The 17,699-nt window shown below is 65.6% G+C and carries 17 protein-coding genes; 1 reads left to right on the forward strand and 16 read right to left on the reverse strand.

Going from position 1 to position 17,699, the window contains the following annotated elements; genetic code table 11:
• Positions 1-5: 5 nt before the first annotated feature.
• The 16 genes from V7Q42_RS12455 to dsrA all read right to left on the reverse strand — a co-directional run bounded on the left by V7Q42_RS12455 (position 6) and on the right by dsrA (position 16,192).
• A complete protein-coding gene (locus tag V7Q42_RS12455) occupies positions 6-1,808 on the reverse strand; it encodes a SulP family inorganic anion transporter (RefSeq protein ID WP_333824405.1) in 1,803 nt (600 codons plus the stop codon).
• Positions 1,809-1,957: 149 nt separating this feature from the next.
• A complete protein-coding gene (locus tag V7Q42_RS12460; RefSeq protein ID WP_333824406.1) occupies positions 1,958-3,235 on the reverse strand; it encodes an NAD(P)/FAD-dependent oxidoreductase in 1,278 nt (425 codons plus the stop codon).
• A 217-nt stretch (positions 3,236-3,452) separates the two neighbouring features.
• On the reverse strand, positions 3,453-3,785 hold the full coding sequence (locus V7Q42_RS12465; RefSeq protein WP_333824407.1) for a TusE/DsrC/DsvC family sulfur relay protein: 333 nt from the start codon (positions 3,783-3,785) through the stop codon (positions 3,453-3,455).
• Complete coding sequence (locus V7Q42_RS12470) at positions 3,782-5,356, reverse strand: cobyrinate a,c-diamide synthase (protein ID WP_333824408.1); 1,575 nt, start codon at positions 5,354-5,356, stop codon at positions 3,782-3,784. The genes V7Q42_RS12465 and V7Q42_RS12470 overlap by 4 nt, the downstream gene beginning before the upstream one ends.
• Complete coding sequence (nrfD, locus tag V7Q42_RS12475) at positions 5,340-6,533, reverse strand: NrfD/PsrC family molybdoenzyme membrane anchor subunit (RefSeq protein ID WP_333824409.1); 1,194 nt, start codon at positions 6,531-6,533, stop codon at positions 5,340-5,342. Before nrfD ends, V7Q42_RS12470 begins: the two co-directional genes overlap by 17 nt.
• Before the next feature lie 10 nt (positions 6,534-6,543).
• Entirely contained in the window at positions 6,544-7,326 is a 783-nt protein-coding gene (gene dsrO / locus V7Q42_RS12480) for a sulfate reduction electron transfer complex DsrMKJOP subunit DsrO (protein ID WP_333824410.1), read from the reverse strand.
• Positions 7,323-7,796, reverse strand: a complete 474-nt coding sequence (locus tag V7Q42_RS12485; RefSeq protein ID WP_333824411.1) for a hypothetical protein — start codon at positions 7,794-7,796, stop codon at positions 7,323-7,325. Before V7Q42_RS12485 ends, dsrO begins: the two co-directional genes overlap by 4 nt.
• A gap of 4 nt (positions 7,797-7,800) precedes the next feature.
• On the reverse strand, positions 7,801-9,750 hold the full coding sequence (locus tag V7Q42_RS12490) for an NAD(P)-binding protein (protein ID WP_333824412.1): 1,950 nt from the start codon (positions 9,748-9,750) through the stop codon (positions 7,801-7,803).
• Positions 9,751-9,793: 43 nt separating this feature from the next.
• Positions 9,794-11,302 (reverse strand): sulfate reduction electron transfer complex DsrMKJOP subunit DsrK, encoded by a 1,509-nt coding sequence (gene dsrK / locus V7Q42_RS12495; RefSeq protein WP_333824413.1) that lies wholly within the window; start codon positions 11,300-11,302, stop codon positions 9,794-9,796.
• 5 nt (positions 11,303-11,307) lie between these two features.
• Entirely contained in the window at positions 11,308-12,042 is a 735-nt protein-coding gene (locus V7Q42_RS12500; protein WP_333824414.1) for a respiratory nitrate reductase subunit gamma, read from the reverse strand.
• A 95-nt stretch (positions 12,043-12,137) separates the two neighbouring features.
• The gene (locus V7Q42_RS12505; protein WP_333824415.1) at positions 12,138-12,470 is read right to left on the reverse strand and encodes a TusE/DsrC/DsvC family sulfur relay protein; all 333 of its coding nucleotides are present in this window, start codon (positions 12,468-12,470) and stop codon (positions 12,138-12,140) included.
• Between the two features lie 42 nt (positions 12,471-12,512).
• Positions 12,513-12,824: a sulfurtransferase complex subunit TusB gene (gene tusB / locus V7Q42_RS12510; protein WP_333824416.1), complete on the reverse strand. Its 312-nt coding sequence runs from the start codon at positions 12,822-12,824 to the stop codon at positions 12,513-12,515.
• Between the two features lie 14 nt (positions 12,825-12,838).
• Positions 12,839-13,240: a sulfurtransferase complex subunit TusC gene (tusC, locus tag V7Q42_RS12515; protein WP_333824417.1), complete on the reverse strand. Its 402-nt coding sequence runs from the start codon at positions 13,238-13,240 to the stop codon at positions 12,839-12,841.
• 12 nt (positions 13,241-13,252) lie between these two features.
• Positions 13,253-13,651, reverse strand: coding sequence for a sulfurtransferase complex subunit TusD (tusD, locus tag V7Q42_RS12520; protein WP_333824418.1), 399 nt, complete (start codon positions 13,649-13,651; stop codon positions 13,253-13,255).
• 83 nt (positions 13,652-13,734) lie between these two features.
• The gene (gene dsrB / locus V7Q42_RS12525) at positions 13,735-14,823 is read right to left on the reverse strand and encodes a dissimilatory-type sulfite reductase subunit beta (protein WP_333824419.1); all 1,089 of its coding nucleotides are present in this window, start codon (positions 14,821-14,823) and stop codon (positions 13,735-13,737) included.
• Between the two features lie 112 nt (positions 14,824-14,935).
• The gene (gene dsrA, locus V7Q42_RS12530) at positions 14,936-16,192 is read right to left on the reverse strand and encodes a dissimilatory-type sulfite reductase subunit alpha (RefSeq protein ID WP_333824420.1); all 1,257 of its coding nucleotides are present in this window, start codon (positions 16,190-16,192) and stop codon (positions 14,936-14,938) included.
• A gap of 414 nt (positions 16,193-16,606) precedes the next feature.
• On the opposite strand from dsrA, the gene V7Q42_RS12535 reads away from it, so the two are divergent.
• Positions 16,607-17,587: a TauD/TfdA family dioxygenase gene (locus V7Q42_RS12535; protein WP_333824421.1), complete on the forward strand. Its 981-nt coding sequence runs from the start codon at positions 16,607-16,609 to the stop codon at positions 17,585-17,587.
• Positions 17,588-17,699 lie beyond the last annotated feature (112 nt).

A 17,699-nucleotide genomic window follows, 5' to 3' on the forward strand; every position in this document is an offset into this window, starting at 1 on the left:
TCGTCTCATACCGCCGCCGGACCGGCGACCGCCTTCGGCGCCGGTTCGTCGTCGAAGTCGGCTTCCGTCGGCTCCTGCTTGCCCATCCGCGCGCATTCGACGAAGACGCGACGGCCGCAGGTCTTGCATTCGTTGTAGTCGAAGTAGCGGTAGAGCGTCCTCAGCGCCTCGGTCTTCGAGTGGAAGATGTTCTCCCGCCCGATCTCGTCGATGTAGCCGCCCTTCTCCAGGATCTCGAGCACCCGATCCTTCGGCCGGATGAGATAGAGACCGCCACCGTGGGCCCGCCATCGCTTGGCCATCTGCACCAGCGCCTCGGCGCCGGCGAGATCGACGAAGTTCACGCCCGACATGACGATCGCCAGGAAGCGAACGTCGGGGATCTCCTTCTCGTAGTTGCGCAGCGTCTCCTGGAAGGAATTGACCGCGCCGAAGAACAGCGACCCGTCGATGCGGATGATGCGGAGCTGGCGGCACTCCACCAGATTGCCGCCGGCGGTGGTGAACTTGCGGCCGGCGCTCATCGGATCGGGCACGCGCGGCAGGATGCGCGGGTTGGAGGTGCGGTTCAGATAGAGCAGCAGCGAAAGCATGACGCCGAGGAAGATCGCGAACTCGAGCTCGAGCACCAGCGCCGAGACGAAGACCACGGTCATCACCGCCGTCTCCGACTTCGAGGTCTTCACGATCTGGGCGATGTGGTGCCAATCGACCAGACCCCAGGCGACCAGGAACAGCACGCCGGCCATCGCGGCGAGCGGCATGTAGACCGCATAGGGAGCCAGCACGAAGACCAGTACCATCAACAGCGCGCCGGCGACGATCGCGGCGAGCGGCGTCTTGGCGCCGGCGTCGTAGTTGAGGCCGGAGCGGTTGAACGAGCCGGTCGCCACGTAGCCGGAGAAGAACGACCCGGCGATGTTGGACAGGCCCTGGCCGAAGAACTCCTGGTTGGCGTCGATGTGCTGTCCGGATCGGACCGCGAGCGCGCGGGCGATCGACAGCGCCTCGGTCAGGGCGAACATGGTCATGGCGACGGCCGTCGGCGCCAACTGGCGCCACACTTCCGGCTCGAAGCTCGGCGCCGACAGCGGCGGCAGGCTCGCCGGGAGGGCGCCGACGGTGGCGAACTGCGCCCCGGCAGTCGCCTTCAGCACGACGCCGACGAGCGAACCCACCAGGATCGCCACGATCATGTAGGGCACGCGCGGCAGGTGATTGCGCACCACGATACCGGTGGCCAACGTCGCCAGTCCGATGGCGAAGGTCGGCCACGAGATCGAGCCGAAATGCTCGAAGAGGTACATCACCACTTCGTGCGGGTGACTGCCGCGCGGGATCGCCAATCCGGTGAAGTTCTTCACCTGATTGATGGCGATGAGCACGCCGGCGCCGGCGGTGAAGCCGATCACCACCGAATGCGAGATGAAGTTGACGATGGTGCCGAGCTTGAACAGCGCCATGGTGATCTCCAGCAGACCGACCATGATGGCGACCGTCAGCGCCAGCTTGACGTAATGGGCGCTGCCCGGTTCGGCGAGCGCCGAGAGCGAGGAGAACAGCACCAGCGAAGCGGCCGTCGTCGGGCCCGAGACCAGATGCCAGGACGAGCCGAACAGCGCCGCGACGATCGCCGGGACGATACCCGCGTAGAGGCCGTATTCCGGCGGCATGCCGGCGATGGTGGCGAAGGCCACACCCTGCGGCAGCACGACGACCGCGCCGGTCAGACCGGCCATGAGGTCGGACGAGATGGTCTTCCCGTTCAGCAGCGGCAGCCAGCTGCGGAACGGCATCAGATCCGGCATGAACGAACTCAGGCGCGATGCGACGGCCAAAACGAAGTCTCCTTCGACGACGGGTTCCTTCCCGCGACGCATCGAAGCATCGCAGGCCGGGCGAAACGGCTGGGAATGGCGGCTCGGCGCCGGTGGCCCCACGGCGCCGAGGGATCACATCAGGTGGTCTTCTTCAGCTTGCCGATGCCGAGGAAGTCGAGCATCGCCTTCTCGTAGAAGGGCTCGCTCTCACCGCGACGCATCTTGCGGATGAAGTACTTCTCGAAGCCGATCTTCGCCGCATGCACCCACTTGCCCGACGAGGACCAGTTGACGTTGCGCGGCGGGATCTGCGGCTGGGCGACGAAGGCGACGCCACTGTCGCCGAAGTCCGCCAGACACACGGCGTTCCAGGTCGCCTCGTGGCTGGATTCCCCACCCCGCAGGATCTGACCGATGTTGAGCGCCGTGGCGGTCACCATCGACTCGATCATGAAGCCCGTCTTCGGCACGCCGCAGGGAACCGGCGTCGGTCCCATCGGCGGGATGGCGACGCAGACGCCGACCGAGAAGACGTTGCGGTACTTCGGGTTGCACTGGTGCTTGTCGACCAGGATGAAGCCGCGGGGGTTGACGAGGCCCTCGACGCCGCGAACCGCCTCGATGCCGCGGAACGGCGGCAGCATCATCGAGAAGCCGAACGGAAGCTCGTGGGTCGCCCGGACCGAGCCGTCCTCGGCGACTTCCTCGACGAACATCTTGCCCGGCTCGACCTTCTTCACCCGGCTCGAGGTCAGCCACTTGATGTGATGCTCACGCATCTCGCTCTCGAGCAGGCCCTTGGTGTCGCCGACGCCGTCGAGGCCGAGGTGGCCGATGTAGGGCTCGGCGGTGACGAAGGTCATCGGTACCTTGTCGCGGATCTTGCGACGGCGCAGTTCGGTGTCGATGATGAAGGTGAACTCGTAGGCCGGACCGAAGCACGACGCGCCCTGCACCGCGCCGATGATGATCGGCTTCGGATCCTTGCAGAACTCGTCGAAAGCCGCCGCCGCCTGTTCGGCGTGGTCGATGTGGCAGATCGACTGGGTGTTGCCGTTCGGGCCGAGACCTTCGATCTCGTCGAAGGCGAGTTCGGGACCGGTGGCGATGATCAGGAAGTCGTAGGCGACCTCGCTGCCGTCGACCAGTTCGACCTTGTTGGCTTCCGGATGAACCTTCTTGGCCGCCACCGGCTTGAAGTCGATGCCGCGCTTGGCGAAGGTCGGCGCCAGATCGATCTGGATGTCCTCCCGCTGACGCCAGCGCACCGGGATCCACGGGTTCGACGGAACGAAGTGATACTTCGGATCCTTGGTGATGACGGTCAGTTTGTCGCCGGGACGGAGCTGATCCTTCATCTCGTAGGCCATGACGACGCCGCCGAGACCGGCGCCGAGAACTACAACGTGAGCCATCGAACCCTCCATGAATTGGCCGATTACGCTCCCCCGAGCGTTCGACCGGTTATAGGTCCTCCTCCCGCTCCCGCCTCCACCTCCCTCGAGTGGTTGCGCAGGGCAGTGAAGAGACACCGTTATCTCTTCAGCATATGCAGATATTCGAAGTTCCCGAAACCGCGAAACCACGAACCGCGCCGGACATTCGCTCCCTTTTCGTCCGCGCGGGTGCCCCTCATCCCGTGCTCCAGGCCCGAGGTCGCTTCATCCCGGCGATCTTGCAGGCCTGTCGTACGTACCCGTAGGGAAAGAGCTCGAACAACCGGTTGCGCGAGGCGCCGAACTCGGCCTTCAGATGCTTCATGACGAAGCGCGCGTCGGGCGACACCTGATGGTGCGCCTGCCACTCCCGCATGAAAGCGATGACCGACCAGTGTTCCTCCCCCAGCTCGATCTCTTCCTCTTCGGCCACGATGCGCGCGAAGTCCTCGCTCCAATCGTCCGGATCGAGCAGATAGCCCTCCCCGTCCCTGAGCCGAGCCCAGTCACGCGCCCCCGCGGCGGTCATCGATCCGCCCCGCGCATCACCGCCGCGGCACCGACCGACCGCCCACGTCCCGAACGCGCCGCGGCCGCCGGCTCGACCGCCGACGCCGTCGGCGACCGGCTGTCGCCGGCCCGCGCCCTGACGAATTCGACGAAACGCTCGGCCCAGCGCGCCCGCGACGTGTCGCGCAGGTGGGTGAAACTCGCCATGACGTTGCCGACGACGATGCCGTCGTCGGTGCCGGTGATGCCGTCGCCGCGCACCACCCGGTAGGCGAAGCGGCAACCGGACGCGAGATTCTCCAGCCGGGCATAGTGGAACTCGTGCGCCTTGACCCGGACGGGCTTCGTCGCGCCGCGCGGGGTCGGCCACGGCATCGCCACGGTCTCCTCCATGACGACGAGGCCGCGGCCCTGCGGCCGCTCCTGCACCACGGCGTCCGCCGGCACGACACCGACCATGTCGCCCTTCTCGCCCTTCCAGGCGATCGATCGCGACAGATACATCAGCCCGCCGCACTCGGCGTAGATCGGCAGGCCCTCACCCGCCGCCGCAGCGATGTCGTGGCGCAGCGAGGCATTGGCCGCCAGCCGATCGATGTGGCTCTCCGGGAAGCCGCCGCCGATGAAGAGGCCGTCGATGCGCGGCAGCCGCGGCGTCGTCAGGGCCGAGAAGAACTCGAGCCGGGCGCCGGCCGCTTCCAGCGCTTCCAGGTCGTCCTGGTAATAGAAGCAGAAGGCTTCGTCGCGGACGACGCCGATGGTCACCGGCTCGACGTCGCGCGACGGCGTGGTGGTGACGACGACAGGCGCCGTCGGGGCGCGATGGCCGTGCGCCGGCCGGCTCGCCAGTTCGATCACCGCGTCGACGTCGACGTCCGCGGCGACCGTCTCGGCGAGATGGGCGACGACCCGTTCGACGTTGTCGGTCTCCTGCGGCGTGGTCAGGCCGAGATGGCGCTCCGCCACCGTCAGGTCGGCCGAGCGGCCGATACAGCCGAGCACCTTCAGGTCGGTGTAGCGCTCGAGCGCCTGCCGGAGCTTCTCCTCCTGGCGCGCGGTGGCCACCCGGTTGAGGACGACGCCGCGGATGTCGACGTCGCGGTCGAAGACCTGATAGCCCATGACCAGAGGCGCGATGCCGCGGGTCATGCCGAAGGCGTCGAGAACCAGGACCACCGGCGCGCCGACCAGCTTGGCCAACGCCGCGGTACTGTCGCGGCCCTCCAGGTCGACGCCGTCGTGCAGACCCTTGTTGCCCTCGATCAGTTCGAAGTCGACACCGGCGGCATGCGCCGCGATGGTCGCCTCGATCTCGGCCGGATCCTGGGTGTTGAAGTCGAGATTGTAGCAGGGCCGCCGGGTCGCCCGGGCGTGCCACAGCGGATCGATGTAGTCCGGACCCTTCTTGTAGGTCTGGACGACGAGGCCGCGTGCCGTCAGCGCCGCCGCGAGGCCGGTGGTGAAGGTGGTCTTGCCGGACGACTTGTGGGCCGCCGAGATCAGCACCCGCGGGCGAGCGGCATCGACGCGCGGGTCGAACCCGCGCGTCGTGACGTTCCCCGAGGTCCGGATCTCAGGCCGCGTCGGCATAGCTCTCCCCTTCGCCCTTGGGCAGCAGGCGGAACAGCCGCATCGCCATCATCGCCAGCACCAGCGCCAGGGCCGCACCGCCGACGCCGAGACCGATCTCCGGCAGGGTCGGGACGTAGCGGGCGACGATGCCGTCGTTGAACGAGCTCGTCACCTCGTAGCCGGGGAAGAGCTTCAGCGGGTAGGCCTGACCTCCGACGATGATGACGTAGATGTGGGCGAAACCGCCGACCAGCACCAACACCGAGGAGACGATCTCACGGGTGCGGGAGATCCCGGAGCGTCCGTAGAGCATCACCATCGGCACCAGCGTTCCGAGGACGACGTAGAGCCCCCAGAACAGCAGCGTGTAGAGGCCGCCGTCGAGCAGCAGGTAGGCCTCCCAGTCGACCCGCCAGGCGGTATAGATCGAGGTGAAGTGGAACACGCCCGAGAAGTACAGCACCGAGCCGACGAAGATCACCAGCAGCCGCATCAGCCGCTGCAGCAGTTCCTCACCCAGACCACGGCTGGCCGAGCTCTCCAGCGCCAGACGGATCAGGATGAAGACGGCGAGGCCGTAGGCGAGCGACATGGCGATGAACAGCGGCGCCAGCACCGCCGACCCGTAGGGCGAGCGCGCCATCAGGAAGCCGAAGATCGAGCCCGTGCCGGTGGTCAGCGTCAGACGCCACAGGAAGGCGGCGAGGCCGACGTGCGGGGTGAACCTCGCCCAGCGCCGCGTCATCTGCACCACCAGATAGGCCAGCACGACGCCGATGAAGCCGGAGTAGAGAATGACGTTCCAGGCGAAGATCGAGCGGAAATTGTAGTTGGTCATCGCCACGGTCAGGCGGTCCGGCCGCCCGAGGTCGAGCACCAGGATGGCGAGGCCGCCGACCAGGAAGGTGATCGCCAACACGCCCGACAGACGCGCCTTGGGCTTGTAGTGCATCTCGCCGAAGACGGAGCCGAGCGAGGCGATGTTGAGCACGCCCGAGGCGATGACGATCAGGAACACCGCGAAGACGTGCGGCATGCCCCAGACGATCTCGTTCGACATGCCGGTCACGATGTGACCGTTGTGCTCCATGTAGAGCGCCGACAGAGCGCCGATCGCGACCAGGACGAGGAGGCCCGTGAAGAGCATCCAGAACCGCTGACCGCCCCGGCATTCGGTATAGACGATGTTCGCCATGGGTCGGTCCTCACAGGTTCCGGTAGCGCACGCCCGGGTCGACGCCGAGGTCGCCGCGGATCTGCATCGTCGCGTAGGTGGCGATCACCTTCGAGATCTCCGAATTGGGATCGGCGATGTCCCCGAACATGATGGCCCCGCCCGACTTGGCGCAGGCTTCGACGCATGCCGGAGCTTGCCCCTTATCGACGCGATGGACGCACAGGGTGCAGCCCTCGACCGTGCCCATGCCACGCGGCGCGTGGGGCTTCTGGTCCTCGAGCGCTTCGTGCACGAAGGAGCGCGCCTTGTAGGGGCAGGCCATCATGCAGTAGCGGCAGCCGATGCAGCGATGGCGGTCGACCAGCACGATGCCGTCGGCGCGCTTGAACGACGCGCCGGTCGGGCACACGTCGGCGCACGGCGGCTCGGCGCAGTGCTGGCACATGATCGGAGCCGACTTGGTGGTGCCGGTCTTCGGATCACGAAGCGTCACCTTGCGGATCCACTGCGGATCGGTGGCCGGATGGCCGGTCGTCTTCCAGCCGTTCTCTTCCGAACAGGCGGTGACGCAGCCGGTGCAGCCGTCGACGCACTTGGAGACGTCGATCAGCATGCCCCAACGCTTCTTCGGGTCGGCGCCGGCCGCCTGGGCCTCACCGGTCCCGTAGGCGAACAGAGTGACGCCCGGCGCGATGACGCTGGCGCCGGCCATCGCCGCTCCGGCGAGGAAGCCGCGACGGCTCTCGTCGACGGTTTCGGCCTCCGGCTTGCAGCCGCAGGATCCGCCGCACGATTGCGAACGATCGGTCATCGGGCGACCTCCTTGGCGTAGTCGGCGAGCGCCGCGAGCGCCGAACTCGGCGTGTCGGGCGAGGCATCCGAAGCCTTCGGAGCCTGTTCCGGCCGCGACGCGTGGCATTCGAAGCAGTCGATCTTCACCGCCGCGTAGTCGTGGCAGGCGCGGCAGAAGTGCTGCGGCGAGGAGACCGTCACCTGACCGCCCTTGCCATCGGAGACCGCGTGGCAGTTGATGCAACCGGTGAGACGGCCACCCTCCACGCGTTCACCCTGGCGAACCGACAGATCACGCCCGTGCTTGAGCATCGACATGTGGTTGCGGCGCATGACGTCCGGAGGCGCCACGCAGGATCCGCCGGTCGCCTTCGGCACCGACGGCAGCGGCACTTCGCCGGCGTGGGCGCCGATGATGCCGGCCAGAACCGTCATCACCAGCACGCTCACGACGAGGATCAGCCGCTCGAGGGACGATCTCTCGCTCATCACCTCACTCCCCGAGGCCCATCTGGATGTAACCGGTCGGGCAGACGTCCTTGCAGATGTGGCAACCGATGCACTTGGCGTAGTCGGTGGTCACGTAGCGGCCGAGGGCGCGCTCCTTCTTCGGCACGCGCTCGACGGCGGTCTGCGGGCAGAACACCACGCAGTTGTCGCACTCGAAGCACATGCCGCAGCTCATGCAACGCTTGCCCTCGTGACGCGCCTGCTCTTCGGTGAGGCCGGTGATGCGCTCGTCGAAGTTGCCGATGACGTTGGCCGCGTCGATGTGGATCTCCTGGCGATGCTCACGCGCGTCGTACTGGAAGTGACCCTTGAAGAGATCGTCGTGCGGGATGACGTGGCTGCCGGCGCGGTCGTCGTAGTTGTGGACCGCGTATTTGGCGCTCGAGGTGCCACGCGCCTGCAGGTGATCGTAGGGATCCGGCTCCAGGCCGCGCTGCGCGAGTTCCTCGAGCAGACGGAACTGGTTGACGTCGACCTTCGGACGCTTCTCCAGGGACTCGCCGGCGAGGAACTCGTCGATCACCTGCGAGGCGATGCGGCCGTGGCCGATCGCGGTGGTGAGCAGGTGCGGACGCAGGACGTCGCCACCGGCGAAGTGCTTGTCCTTGCCCTTGACCTTGTAGACGCCGTCGACGCCGATGAAGCCGCGGCCGTTGTCGAGGCTCTCGAGGCCTTCGGCGAGGTCGCCCATCTGGCCGATCGCCGAGACGATCATGTCGCACTCGAGCACGAACTCGGTGCCCTCGGTCGGCATCGGAACCATGCCCTTCATGGTGCACTGGCACATGCGCAGGCCGGTGACCTTGCCGTTCTCGGAGAGAACCTCGAGCGGCATGACGCCGTCACGGATGTCGACACCTTCGCGCAGCGCATCTTCGCGCTCACGCTCGGCGGCGGTCATCTGCGACATCGGGAAGAGCGAGGTCAGCGTCGCCTGGACGCCGCCGCGAGCCATGGTGCCGGCGACGTCGTGGGCGGCGAAGCCGAGGTTCTCCGAGCCGGAGCGATCCTTGTGGGCCTCGGCCGAGATGTGGCCGAGACGACGGGCGACCGAGGCGACGTCGATCGAGGTGTCGCCACCGCCGACGACGATGACGCGCGGCGCGGTCGAGAACACCCAGCCCTGGTTGAAGGCGTCGAGGAACTCGACGCCGGTGATGCAGCCCTCGACGTCCCAGCCGGGAACCGGCAGCGGACGGCCCTTCTGCGCGCCGAGCGCCCAGAAGATGGCATCGTACTTGGCCTCGAGCTCGTCGATGGTCACGTCGGTGCCGACGCGGCAGTTGAGCTTGGCTTCGACGCCGGTGTCGAGGATGCGGTTGATCTCGGCATCGAGACGATCACGCGGCGTGCGGTAGCCGGGGATGCCGAAGCGCATCATGCCGCCGAGACGGTCGTGCGCCTCGAAGATCGTGACCGCATGGCCGGAGCGGCGCAGGAACATCGCCGCGGCGAGGCCGGCCGGGCCGCCGCCGACGACGGCGACCGACTTGCCGCTCTCTTGCGCCGGACCCGTCAGCTTGAGGCCGTTGTCGATCGCCCAGTCGCCGACATACTGCTCGACAGCGTTGATGCCGACGAACTCGTCGACTTCGTTGCGGTTGCAGCCGTCTTCACACGGCGCCGGGCAGACGCGCCCCATCACCGACGGGAACGGGTTGGCCTCGACCATGCGATTGAAGGCGTACTCCTGCCAAGCCTGACCGGCGACCGGCGGCTTGTCCATGCCGCGGGCGATGGCGAGCCAGCCGCGGATGTCGTGACCCGACGGGCAGCCCGCCTGGCACGGCGGCGCGCGATGGATATAGGTCGGGCACTTGTGCGACTTGTCGGCCTGGAAGATCTTCTCCTGAAGATCGTCCCACTTCCACATGCTGTCGCCGTTCTTGTAGCGGCGGAAGGTCAGCTTCTTCGGGTTGGCGTTCTCGTTCATGTCTTTCCTCCCCCGGCCGCGCCGGTGTTCATATTCACCGGTCTCATTCGTCGTCTTGCGGCGCTTCGAGAATGATGGCGTTGGAAACCAGTTGGTGGACGCTCAGGATCGAGTCGCGCTCGAACCCGAAATTGGGCATGACCTTGGCGAACTGCGTCTTGCAGATGGCGCAGATCGCCGCCATGTGGGTGACACCGTGCTCCTGGTTGACCGTCTGCAGCGCCTTCATGCGCGGGCTGGAGCCCTTCTTGCGCAGGTCCATCAGTTCGTCGGTCAAGAGGCCGCCGCCGCCACCGCAGCAGAACGTCGCTTCTTTGATCGTGTCTTCCGGCATGTCGTAGTAGTAGTTGCAGACCGTCCGCAGGATCGCCCGCGGGATCTCGAACTGACCACCCGGCTTGTCACCCATGCGCGTGGCGCGAGCGACGTTGCAGCTGTCGTGGAACGTCAGCTTGATGTGGTCGTTCTTCGACTTGTCGAAGTTCAGCTTGCCTTCCTGGATCAGGTCCCAGGTGTACTCGCAGATGTGCTGCGGCACCGGATAGCGCGGATCGAGGAAGTCGAACGGACCGGCCAGCGTGTTGAGGAACGAGTAGGCGACACGCCAGGCGTGGCCGCACTCGCCGAAGACGATACGCTTGACGCCGAGGTCGAGCGCCGCCTGACGGATGCGCAGCGAGATTTCGCGCATGTTCTCGTAGGAGCCGATGAACATGCCGAAATTCGCGGCTTCCGAAGCGTAGGACGAGATCGTCCAGTTGGCGCCGGCGGCGTGGAACACCTTGGCGTAACCGATCAGGCCGTCGACGTGCGGTTCGGCGAAGAAGTCGGCCGACGGGGTGACGAGCAGAATGTCGGCGCCCTTCTTGTCGAGCGGCAGCTTCACCGGCACCCCGATGTCGTCTTCGATGTCCTCCTCGAGCCCCTCGAGCGTCGAACGCAGCGCGTTCTTGTTGAGGCCGAGGTTGTTGCCGATGGTGTGGACCTTGCCGATGATCTCGTTGCAGTACTTCTGACCCTTACCGATGTGGTCGAGGATCTCACGACCGGCCATCGAGATCTCGGCAGTGTCGATGCCGTAGGGGCAGAACACCGAGCAGCGACGGCACTGCGAGCACTGGTGGAAGTAGGAGTACCAGTCGTCCAACACCTCCTTGGTGAGGTCCTCCGCGCCGACCAGCTTGGGGAACCACTTGCCCGCCAGGGTGAAGTGACGACGATAGACCTTGCGCAGCAGGTCCTGACGGGCGACCGGCATGTTCTTCGGATCGCCGGTGCCGAGGAAGTAGTGGCACTTGTCGGTGCAGGCGCCACACTTCACGCAGCTGTCGAGATAGACCTTGAGCGAGCGGTACTTGGTCAGGAGCTCGCCCATCTTCTCGATGGCCTTCTCCTGCCAGTTGTCGACCAGCTCCCCGGGGAAGCCGCAGGACGCCTGATGGTCGGGCGACGCCACCCAGGGGTTCGATCCCTCCATGGCGCCGGGGCACAGCGCCGGCATCTCCAACGGATCGATCTGCGTCGCTTCGGACGGGTCGTTCTTGATGTACATCGCGTTCACCTCGCCCTGTCGGCTTCGAGCTTCGCCGCCCACGGCGCCAGGTGACGGACCTCACGGGAGTTGTCGACCTGATTGCGGCTGGGCGAGAAGAACACGCCGGCGGAGTGGACCAGCTTGGAGAAGGGGAAGACGATCATCAGCACCGCCACCAGGGTGAGGTGGACGAGCAGGATCGGATCCGCCGGGATCGGCTGGATCTGGAAGCGCATCAGGCCGAGGAAGAAGGCCTTGACGGCGACGATGTCGGTGTGGGCGACGAACTTCATCATCATGCCGGAGAGGCCGATGCCCATCAGCAGGGCGAGCATGAGATGGTCCGAGGGCCGCGAGATGTAGCGGATGCGTTCGACCACGAAGCGGCGCCCCCACAGGCCGGCGAGACCGGCCACCATGGCGAAGGAGGCGAGCACGCCGAACGGCTGGACGAGAGCCAGGACCTCGGGAACGGGCTGCACGAAGTAGCGCAGGTGGCGGATCAACACGACGGCGAGCGCCATGTGGAAGACCCAGCCGAACACCCAGATCCACTTGTTGGCCTTGAAAAGGCTCTCGAAGAACGCCACTTCACGGAACAGACGGAAGGCCACGCCGGTCTTCGTCGTCGGGGCCGGCATCGTCGGGATCTTGAGCGGGGCCGGCGTCGTCGCGAACTGCCGGATGCGGTTGGCGAAGCCCACCACCAGCACCACGGTCGCAACGTAGAAAAGACAAGCGTAGATCGTCGTCAGCACGGGCGTCTCCCCTGCCATCCGCAAATAGGACCTTCGAGGTCTCGTTGTCGGTGTCCGGACGGCCCCGTCTCACGGCGCCGTCCGGAGGATGTGCGTCAGACGCAGCCGGTCGGCTTCGGCAGACCGGCGATCTTGCACGCCTGCTTCGCCGGGCCGTAGGGGAAGAGGTCGTACAGATACTTGTTGGTCGACTTCTCTTCGCCGAGCTTCTTCTTCAGCGCCTTGGTGAGCACGCGGATGGCCGGAGCGATCTGGTACTCGTCGTAATATTCGCGCAGGAAGTTCACCACTTCCCAGTGCTCGTCGGTCATGTTGACCTTCTCGTCCTCGGCGATGAGGAGAGCGAGTTCCGGATTCCACTGGGAAAGATCGACGAGGTAGCCTTCCTCGTCAGCGGCGATGTCCTGTCCGTTCCACTGATAACCCATGATTTCCTCCACAGGGTGATTCGATTGAGGGGCGACTCGAGTTCAGAGCCACGCCTGGGTCTTGTCGTGATCGGCCACCAGGTCGACGAACCCGGGGTAATCGACGATGTTGATCCCATCGACCACGTCGGTCGAGGGAATTCCACGGGCCGTGAGATCCGGTCCGAGGACGTAGAGCTTGCAGGCGGGCATCGCCGCCTTGATCAGGTCCGCGGTCTTGACCGCGGAAGCCCGCGCGCCGACCACGGCGTCTTCGATGAGAAGAACGGCGTCACCCGGCAGCGCATGGGCCAGGGCCGAAGCCAGACTGCCGCGTTCGAAGGGCGACTTGTTCACGGTGTGGAGCGTCGACATGTGTCTCACCCTTCTCAGAAGCTCAGGATCACGTCCTGCGCGGCCATGATCTCGGCCATGCGGGCACGGTCGACGATCTCGACGGAGGACACGTCCTCTTCGTCGTCGTCCTCGTGGGTGATCTCCATCAGGTCGTCTTCGGAAAGACCACGCTCCTCGAGGCTCTCGCGCTCGACGAAGATCTTCTTGACGTCGTAGTCGCCGAGCGCCCGGTAGACGGGAGCGAAGTTCTTCACGCCGATGCCGGTGGTGGTCTGCTTCTTGATGAGCTGGAACACACCGTCGTCGAGGAAGGCGAGGCTGACGTCCTGTTCGAAGGCGGCGCCGATCAGCACCACTTCGAGGGACTCGAGCGCATAGATGGTGCCGTGCGGCGCCTTGCGGTTGACGTAGAGGAAACGCTTGGTGTCGGACATCTTCGTTCCCCCTCAGTCGCCGAAGACCACGAGACGGTCGGCCTGGATGCCCGACTCGATCAGCTGACCCAGACCCGAGATGCGGAAGCCGGGGGCCAGATTGGCCGCGCCGTCGCCCTTGCCGTGGCGCTTCGCCTCGCTGTCGTCGAGAATGCCGCGACGCTGCGCGGCGGCGATGCAGACGACCAGATCGAGATTGTACTTCTCGCTGAGTTCCGACCAGTTGCGCTGCACGTTGCGCTCGTCCTGCGGCGGAACCGTCAGACGCGTCGCGTTGTTGACGCCGTCATGATAGAAGAAGACGCGATAGATCTCGTGTCCCTTCTCCAGTGCAGCCTTGGTGAACTGGTAGGCCGTATCCGACGCCTGGTGCGTATAGGGGCCTTCGTTGACCACCACTCCGATCTTCACGGGACTTCCTCCCCCGAATACTGAATTCTTCTTTTGGTTCGAGGCGACCGGAGACGTCCCTCAACGCCTCCGGTCGGTCGACATCAGAAGCGGACGTGAGCCGACATGTTCATGTTGTGGCGCGCGCCGACCCAGGTATCGATGTGATGCTTGGTGAAGGCGAGGCCGGTCAGCTCGAAGAAGCGCGGCCAACCGATGCGGTCGATCCACTCGCCCATGCGCTCGAAGTCCTTGGCGTTGTCCTTGTAGGCGTAGAGGATCTTGCGAACGACCTCTTCGACCTCGGGCCAACGCGGGGCGTTGTTCGGCAGGTTGGCGACGACCAGCTTGTGGAAGGTCGGCTTGGAGCGGGCGTTGGAATGCTTGCCACCCACCCAGATCGCGATGCGGGTCGAGTCCGCGCCGTTGATCTGCATCGGCGGGCACGGCGGATAGCAGGCGCCGCAGCACACGCACTTCTTCTCGTCGACCTCGAGCGACGGCTTGCCGTCGACGAGGGCCGGACGGATCGCCGCCACCGGGCAGCGCGCCACGACCGCCGGACGCTCGCAGACGTTGGCGACGAGGTCGTGGTTGATCTTCGGCGGCTTGGTGTACTGGACGTTGATGGCGATGTCGCCCTGGCCGCCGCAGTTGATCTGGCAGCACGAGGTGGTGATGCGAACGCGGTTCGGCATCTCCTCGTGAGTGAACTCGTGATGCATCATGTCCATCAGCGACTTCACGACGCCCGAGGCGTCGGTGCCGGGGATGTCGCAGTGCAGCCAGCCCTGGGTGTGGGAGATCATCGACACCGAGTTGCCGGTGCCGCCCACGGGAAAGCCCTCGGCGTTCAGAGCCGAGATCAGCGCCGGGACCTTGGCGAAGTCGCTCACCATGTACTCGATGTTCGAGCGGGTGGTGAAGCGGACGTAGCCTTCGCCCTGGGTGTCGGCGATGTCGCAGAGTTTGCGGATCGTGCCGACGTCCATCTGACGCTGGGTGCCGGCGCGAACGGTCCAGATTTCGTCGCCGTTCTTGGCGACGTGATGCAGGACGCCCGGACGGGGACGGTCGTGCCAGTCCCAGTTGCCGTAGTTCTTCTTCAGAATCGGATGCATCAACGGAAACGGATCCGGCACCCCGTGTTCGTCGGGCAGCCGCGGCTTCTTGGCCGTCTGGGCGTCGGTCATATCGCTCCCTCCCAAGGGAAAAAAACGTGCGTGACGGAAGCGCGACCGTCACCACGGACGCGCGGGAAAGGGACCCGGCCGATCTTCGGCCGGGTCGAACATCAGCGAGACGTCACTCGGCCGCTTCTTCGCGCGCCTTGCGCTCGAAGTACTTGTCGGCTTCGTCGGTGAAGTCGTCGGTGCGCACGTAGCTCGAGGTGCGCGGATGCTTGACCATGTTCGGATCCGGCTCGATGCCGACGCCCTTCAGGAAGGTCGGCAGACCGATGCGGTCGATGGTCTCGCCGATACGCTCGTGCTCGAGCGCGTTCTCGGCGAAGAACTCCATGATCGTACGAGCGAACTCGACGAGCTCCTCGTAATCCTCGTCGGTCTGCAGCTTGAAGAACGGAACCACCATGGTGCCCATGAGGTCGCCGACCTTGAGCGAGCGCTTGCCGCCGATCAGGATGGTGGCGCCGCGATCGTCACCCGGCGCGAGCGCCTTGTTCATGACGTTCAGGCAGTGCATGCAGCGCACGCAGGAGCGGTTGTCGACTTCGAGCGTGTCGTCGTCGTTGAGCGACAGGGCCCGGGTCGGGCACATGGCGATGACGTGGTCGATGGTGTACTTGCGGCCGTGGCTCTCCACGTACGCCTTCACCTCGTCCTGGTTCACCTTCATGTCGTCGCGCCAGGTGCCGATCACGGCGAAGTCGGCGCGATGGATGGCGTTCACGCAGTCGTTCGGGCAGCCCGAGAACTTGTACTTGAACTTGTAGGGGAACGACGGACGGTGCATCTCGTCGAGGAACTCGTTGATCACCGAGCGATGCGCCTTGACCTCGTCGTAGAGGGACATCTCGCAGCGGGCGTGACCGACGCAGCTCATCGAGGTGCGCAGCGCCGGGCCGGCGCCGCCGAGGTCGAGACCCATCTCGTTGAAGGCGTCGAAGGCCTTCTGGACGTTCTCGGTCTTGCAGCCCTGGAACATGATGTCGCCGGACTGGCCGTGCAGGGCGATCAGGCCGGAGCCGTGCTCCTCCCAGATGTCGCACATCTGGCGCAGCATGTCGGTGGTGTAGTGATAGCCCGCCGGCGGCTGCACGCGAAGGGTGTGGAACTCCTTCGATTCCGGGAACTTGTCGGCGACTTCGGAGAAGCGCGGGATGACGCCGCCGCCGTAACCGAACACCGACACCGTGCCGCCCTTCCAGTAACCGAGGCGGTTGGTGTAGGAGTGCTCGAGCTGACCGAGCAGGTCGTTCATCATGGCGGCATACTGCTTGCCACCGGAGTCACGCAGCCTCTTGAGGCCGGTGACGAAGCTCGGCCAGGGGCCGCTTTCGAGCTCATCCAAGAGCGGCGTCTGATGCTTGTCGCCCGTCATGACTGTCTCCTTCGGTCGTTTCCTCGATCGGCCGCTCGCGTCCGATCCGTGTCGTTCCCGTCCCGCGGCCCTTGAACGGGCCTGCGGCGGAGCGACGTTCCGTCGTCTCTGCTCGGCTCGCCAAGGTCGCCCTACGCTTTCGGCAAGCCGGCGGCCCCCTCGATGCGATTTTTGCCTCGCACCGCCGGAGCCGCTCTTGAAAACCGTTATATGCGATCTCTCGAATATAATGCTATGCTGATTTTCAAGGTTTGCAAAGAGCGCATTTCAATCGATCTGCATTCTCGCGCTAAAATTTTTTTACATACCGGACAACCGAGTGAATCCGGTGTTCGTGAATCGACGAAAAAACAGAATGTTGTGCCCCTTTTCGGAAACACGGAGAGAGGTGGCACGGGTGGGAGGACCACGGGAATGCAGGCTGTCGATACCCCGATTTCCGGCTCGATCCGGGCGTCTGACATATCAGTTGCCCCACTTTCCGGGCCGTTCTCGATCGCCGACGAAGCGGCCTATCGGAGTTGGCGCGAGGCGAAGCTCGCCGCCCATCCGCGGGACGCTTCGGAGCTCTCGGTCGACATCGCCGATCCGCTCGCTCCGAGCCCGGCGGAACTGGCGGCGATCGCCGAAGCCTGCACCCGCGCCGACATGTGCGTCTATCGATTCGTCGACGCTCCCGCCGACGAGACCCACGCGCGCCGTGCCGTATCCGCGCTGGCCGCGGCCTGCGGCCTGACGCGATTCGAGAAGCATCGCTCCGCCGGACCGGACGGACTCGTCGCCATCGAAGTGGCGAAGGACGCCCATCGCTCCGGCTTCATCCCCTATTCGACCCGACCGATCGGCTGGCACACCGACGGCTACTATGCCTACGAGGGTCCGTCGCGCGCCATACGCGCCATGGTCCTGCACTGCGTGCGGCCGGCGGCGGAGGGCGGCGTCAATGCGCTGCTCGATCACGAGATCGCCTATATCCGCCTGCGCGACCGCGATCCCGCCTTCGTCGAGGCGTTGATGCGGCCGAACGCGATGTCGATTCCGCCGTCGGTGGAAGAGGACGGCAGCGTCCGCGACTGGGCGGTCGGCCCGGTGTTCGAGGTCGATCCGGCGACCGGCGGCCTGTTGATGCGCTACACCGCGCGCAAACGTCACATCTCCTGGGCCGAGGATTCCGTCACGCGCGCCGCCGTAGCGGCGCTCGAGGAGATCTGCGCCACCGATCCCCTGGTCTTCCGCCTGCGTCTCGACGCCGGCCAGGGGGTGGTGTGCAACAACGTTCTCCACGACCGCACCGGTTTCGGCGACGAGACCCACTCGACACGGCTCCTCTTGCGCCTACGTTCCTACGATCGGCTCTTCGCCTCGCCGGGCCTCGCCGCACCGGCAGCAGAGTGAAACCGACCTCACGAAATTCGGACCCGCCCGATTTTCGTGGACGTTGCGGCCCGACCGGCCGATGCGCGTCGGCGCTTGCCTCCACTCATGAAGTTTCGATCAGATCGAAACG

Source organism: Pinisolibacter sp. (genome assembly GCF_036782435.1).
Classification (GTDB): domain Bacteria; phylum Pseudomonadota; class Alphaproteobacteria; order Rhizobiales; family Ancalomicrobiaceae; genus CALBKH01.

Bases quoted from the DNA above. Each gene is read 5' to 3' on its own strand.
- V7Q42_RS12455 (WP_333824405.1), bottom strand. From the start codon at position 1,808: ATGCCGGATCTGATGCCGTTCCGCAGCTGGCTGCCGCTGCTGAACGGG.
- V7Q42_RS12460 (WP_333824406.1), bottom strand. From the start codon at position 3,235: ATGGCTCACGTTGTAGTTCTCGGCGCCGGTCTCGGCGGCGTCGTCATG.
- V7Q42_RS12465 (WP_333824407.1), bottom strand. From the start codon at position 3,785: ATGACCGCCGCGGGGGCGCGTGACTGGGCTCGGCTCAGGGACGGGGAG.
- V7Q42_RS12470 (WP_333824408.1), bottom strand. From the start codon at position 5,356: ATGCCGACGCGGCCTGAGATCCGGACCTCGGGGAACGTCACGACGCGC.
- nrfD (WP_333824409.1), bottom strand. From the start codon at position 6,533: ATGGCGAACATCGTCTATACCGAATGCCGGGGCGGTCAGCGGTTCTGG.
- dsrO (WP_333824410.1), bottom strand. From the start codon at position 7,326: ATGACCGATCGTTCGCAATCGTGCGGCGGATCCTGCGGCTGCAAGCCG.
- V7Q42_RS12485 (WP_333824411.1), bottom strand. From the start codon at position 7,796: ATGAGCGAGAGATCGTCCCTCGAGCGGCTGATCCTCGTCGTGAGCGTG.
- V7Q42_RS12490 (WP_333824412.1), bottom strand. From the start codon at position 9,750: ATGAACGAGAACGCCAACCCGAAGAAGCTGACCTTCCGCCGCTACAAG.
- dsrK (WP_333824413.1), bottom strand. From the start codon at position 11,302: ATGTACATCAAGAACGACCCGTCCGAAGCGACGCAGATCGATCCGTTG.
- V7Q42_RS12505 (WP_333824415.1), bottom strand. From the start codon at position 12,470: ATGGGTTATCAGTGGAACGGACAGGACATCGCCGCTGACGAGGAAGGC.
- tusB (WP_333824416.1), bottom strand. From the start codon at position 12,824: ATGTCGACGCTCCACACCGTGAACAAGTCGCCCTTCGAACGCGGCAGT.
- tusC (WP_333824417.1), bottom strand. From the start codon at position 13,240: ATGTCCGACACCAAGCGTTTCCTCTACGTCAACCGCAAGGCGCCGCAC.
- dsrB (WP_333824419.1), bottom strand. From the start codon at position 14,823: ATGACCGACGCCCAGACGGCCAAGAAGCCGCGGCTGCCCGACGAACAC.
- dsrA (WP_333824420.1), bottom strand. From the start codon at position 16,192: ATGACGGGCGACAAGCATCAGACGCCGCTCTTGGATGAGCTCGAAAGC.
- V7Q42_RS12535 (WP_333824421.1), top strand. From the start codon at position 16,607: ATGCAGGCTGTCGATACCCCGATTTCCGGCTCGATCCGGGCGTCTGAC.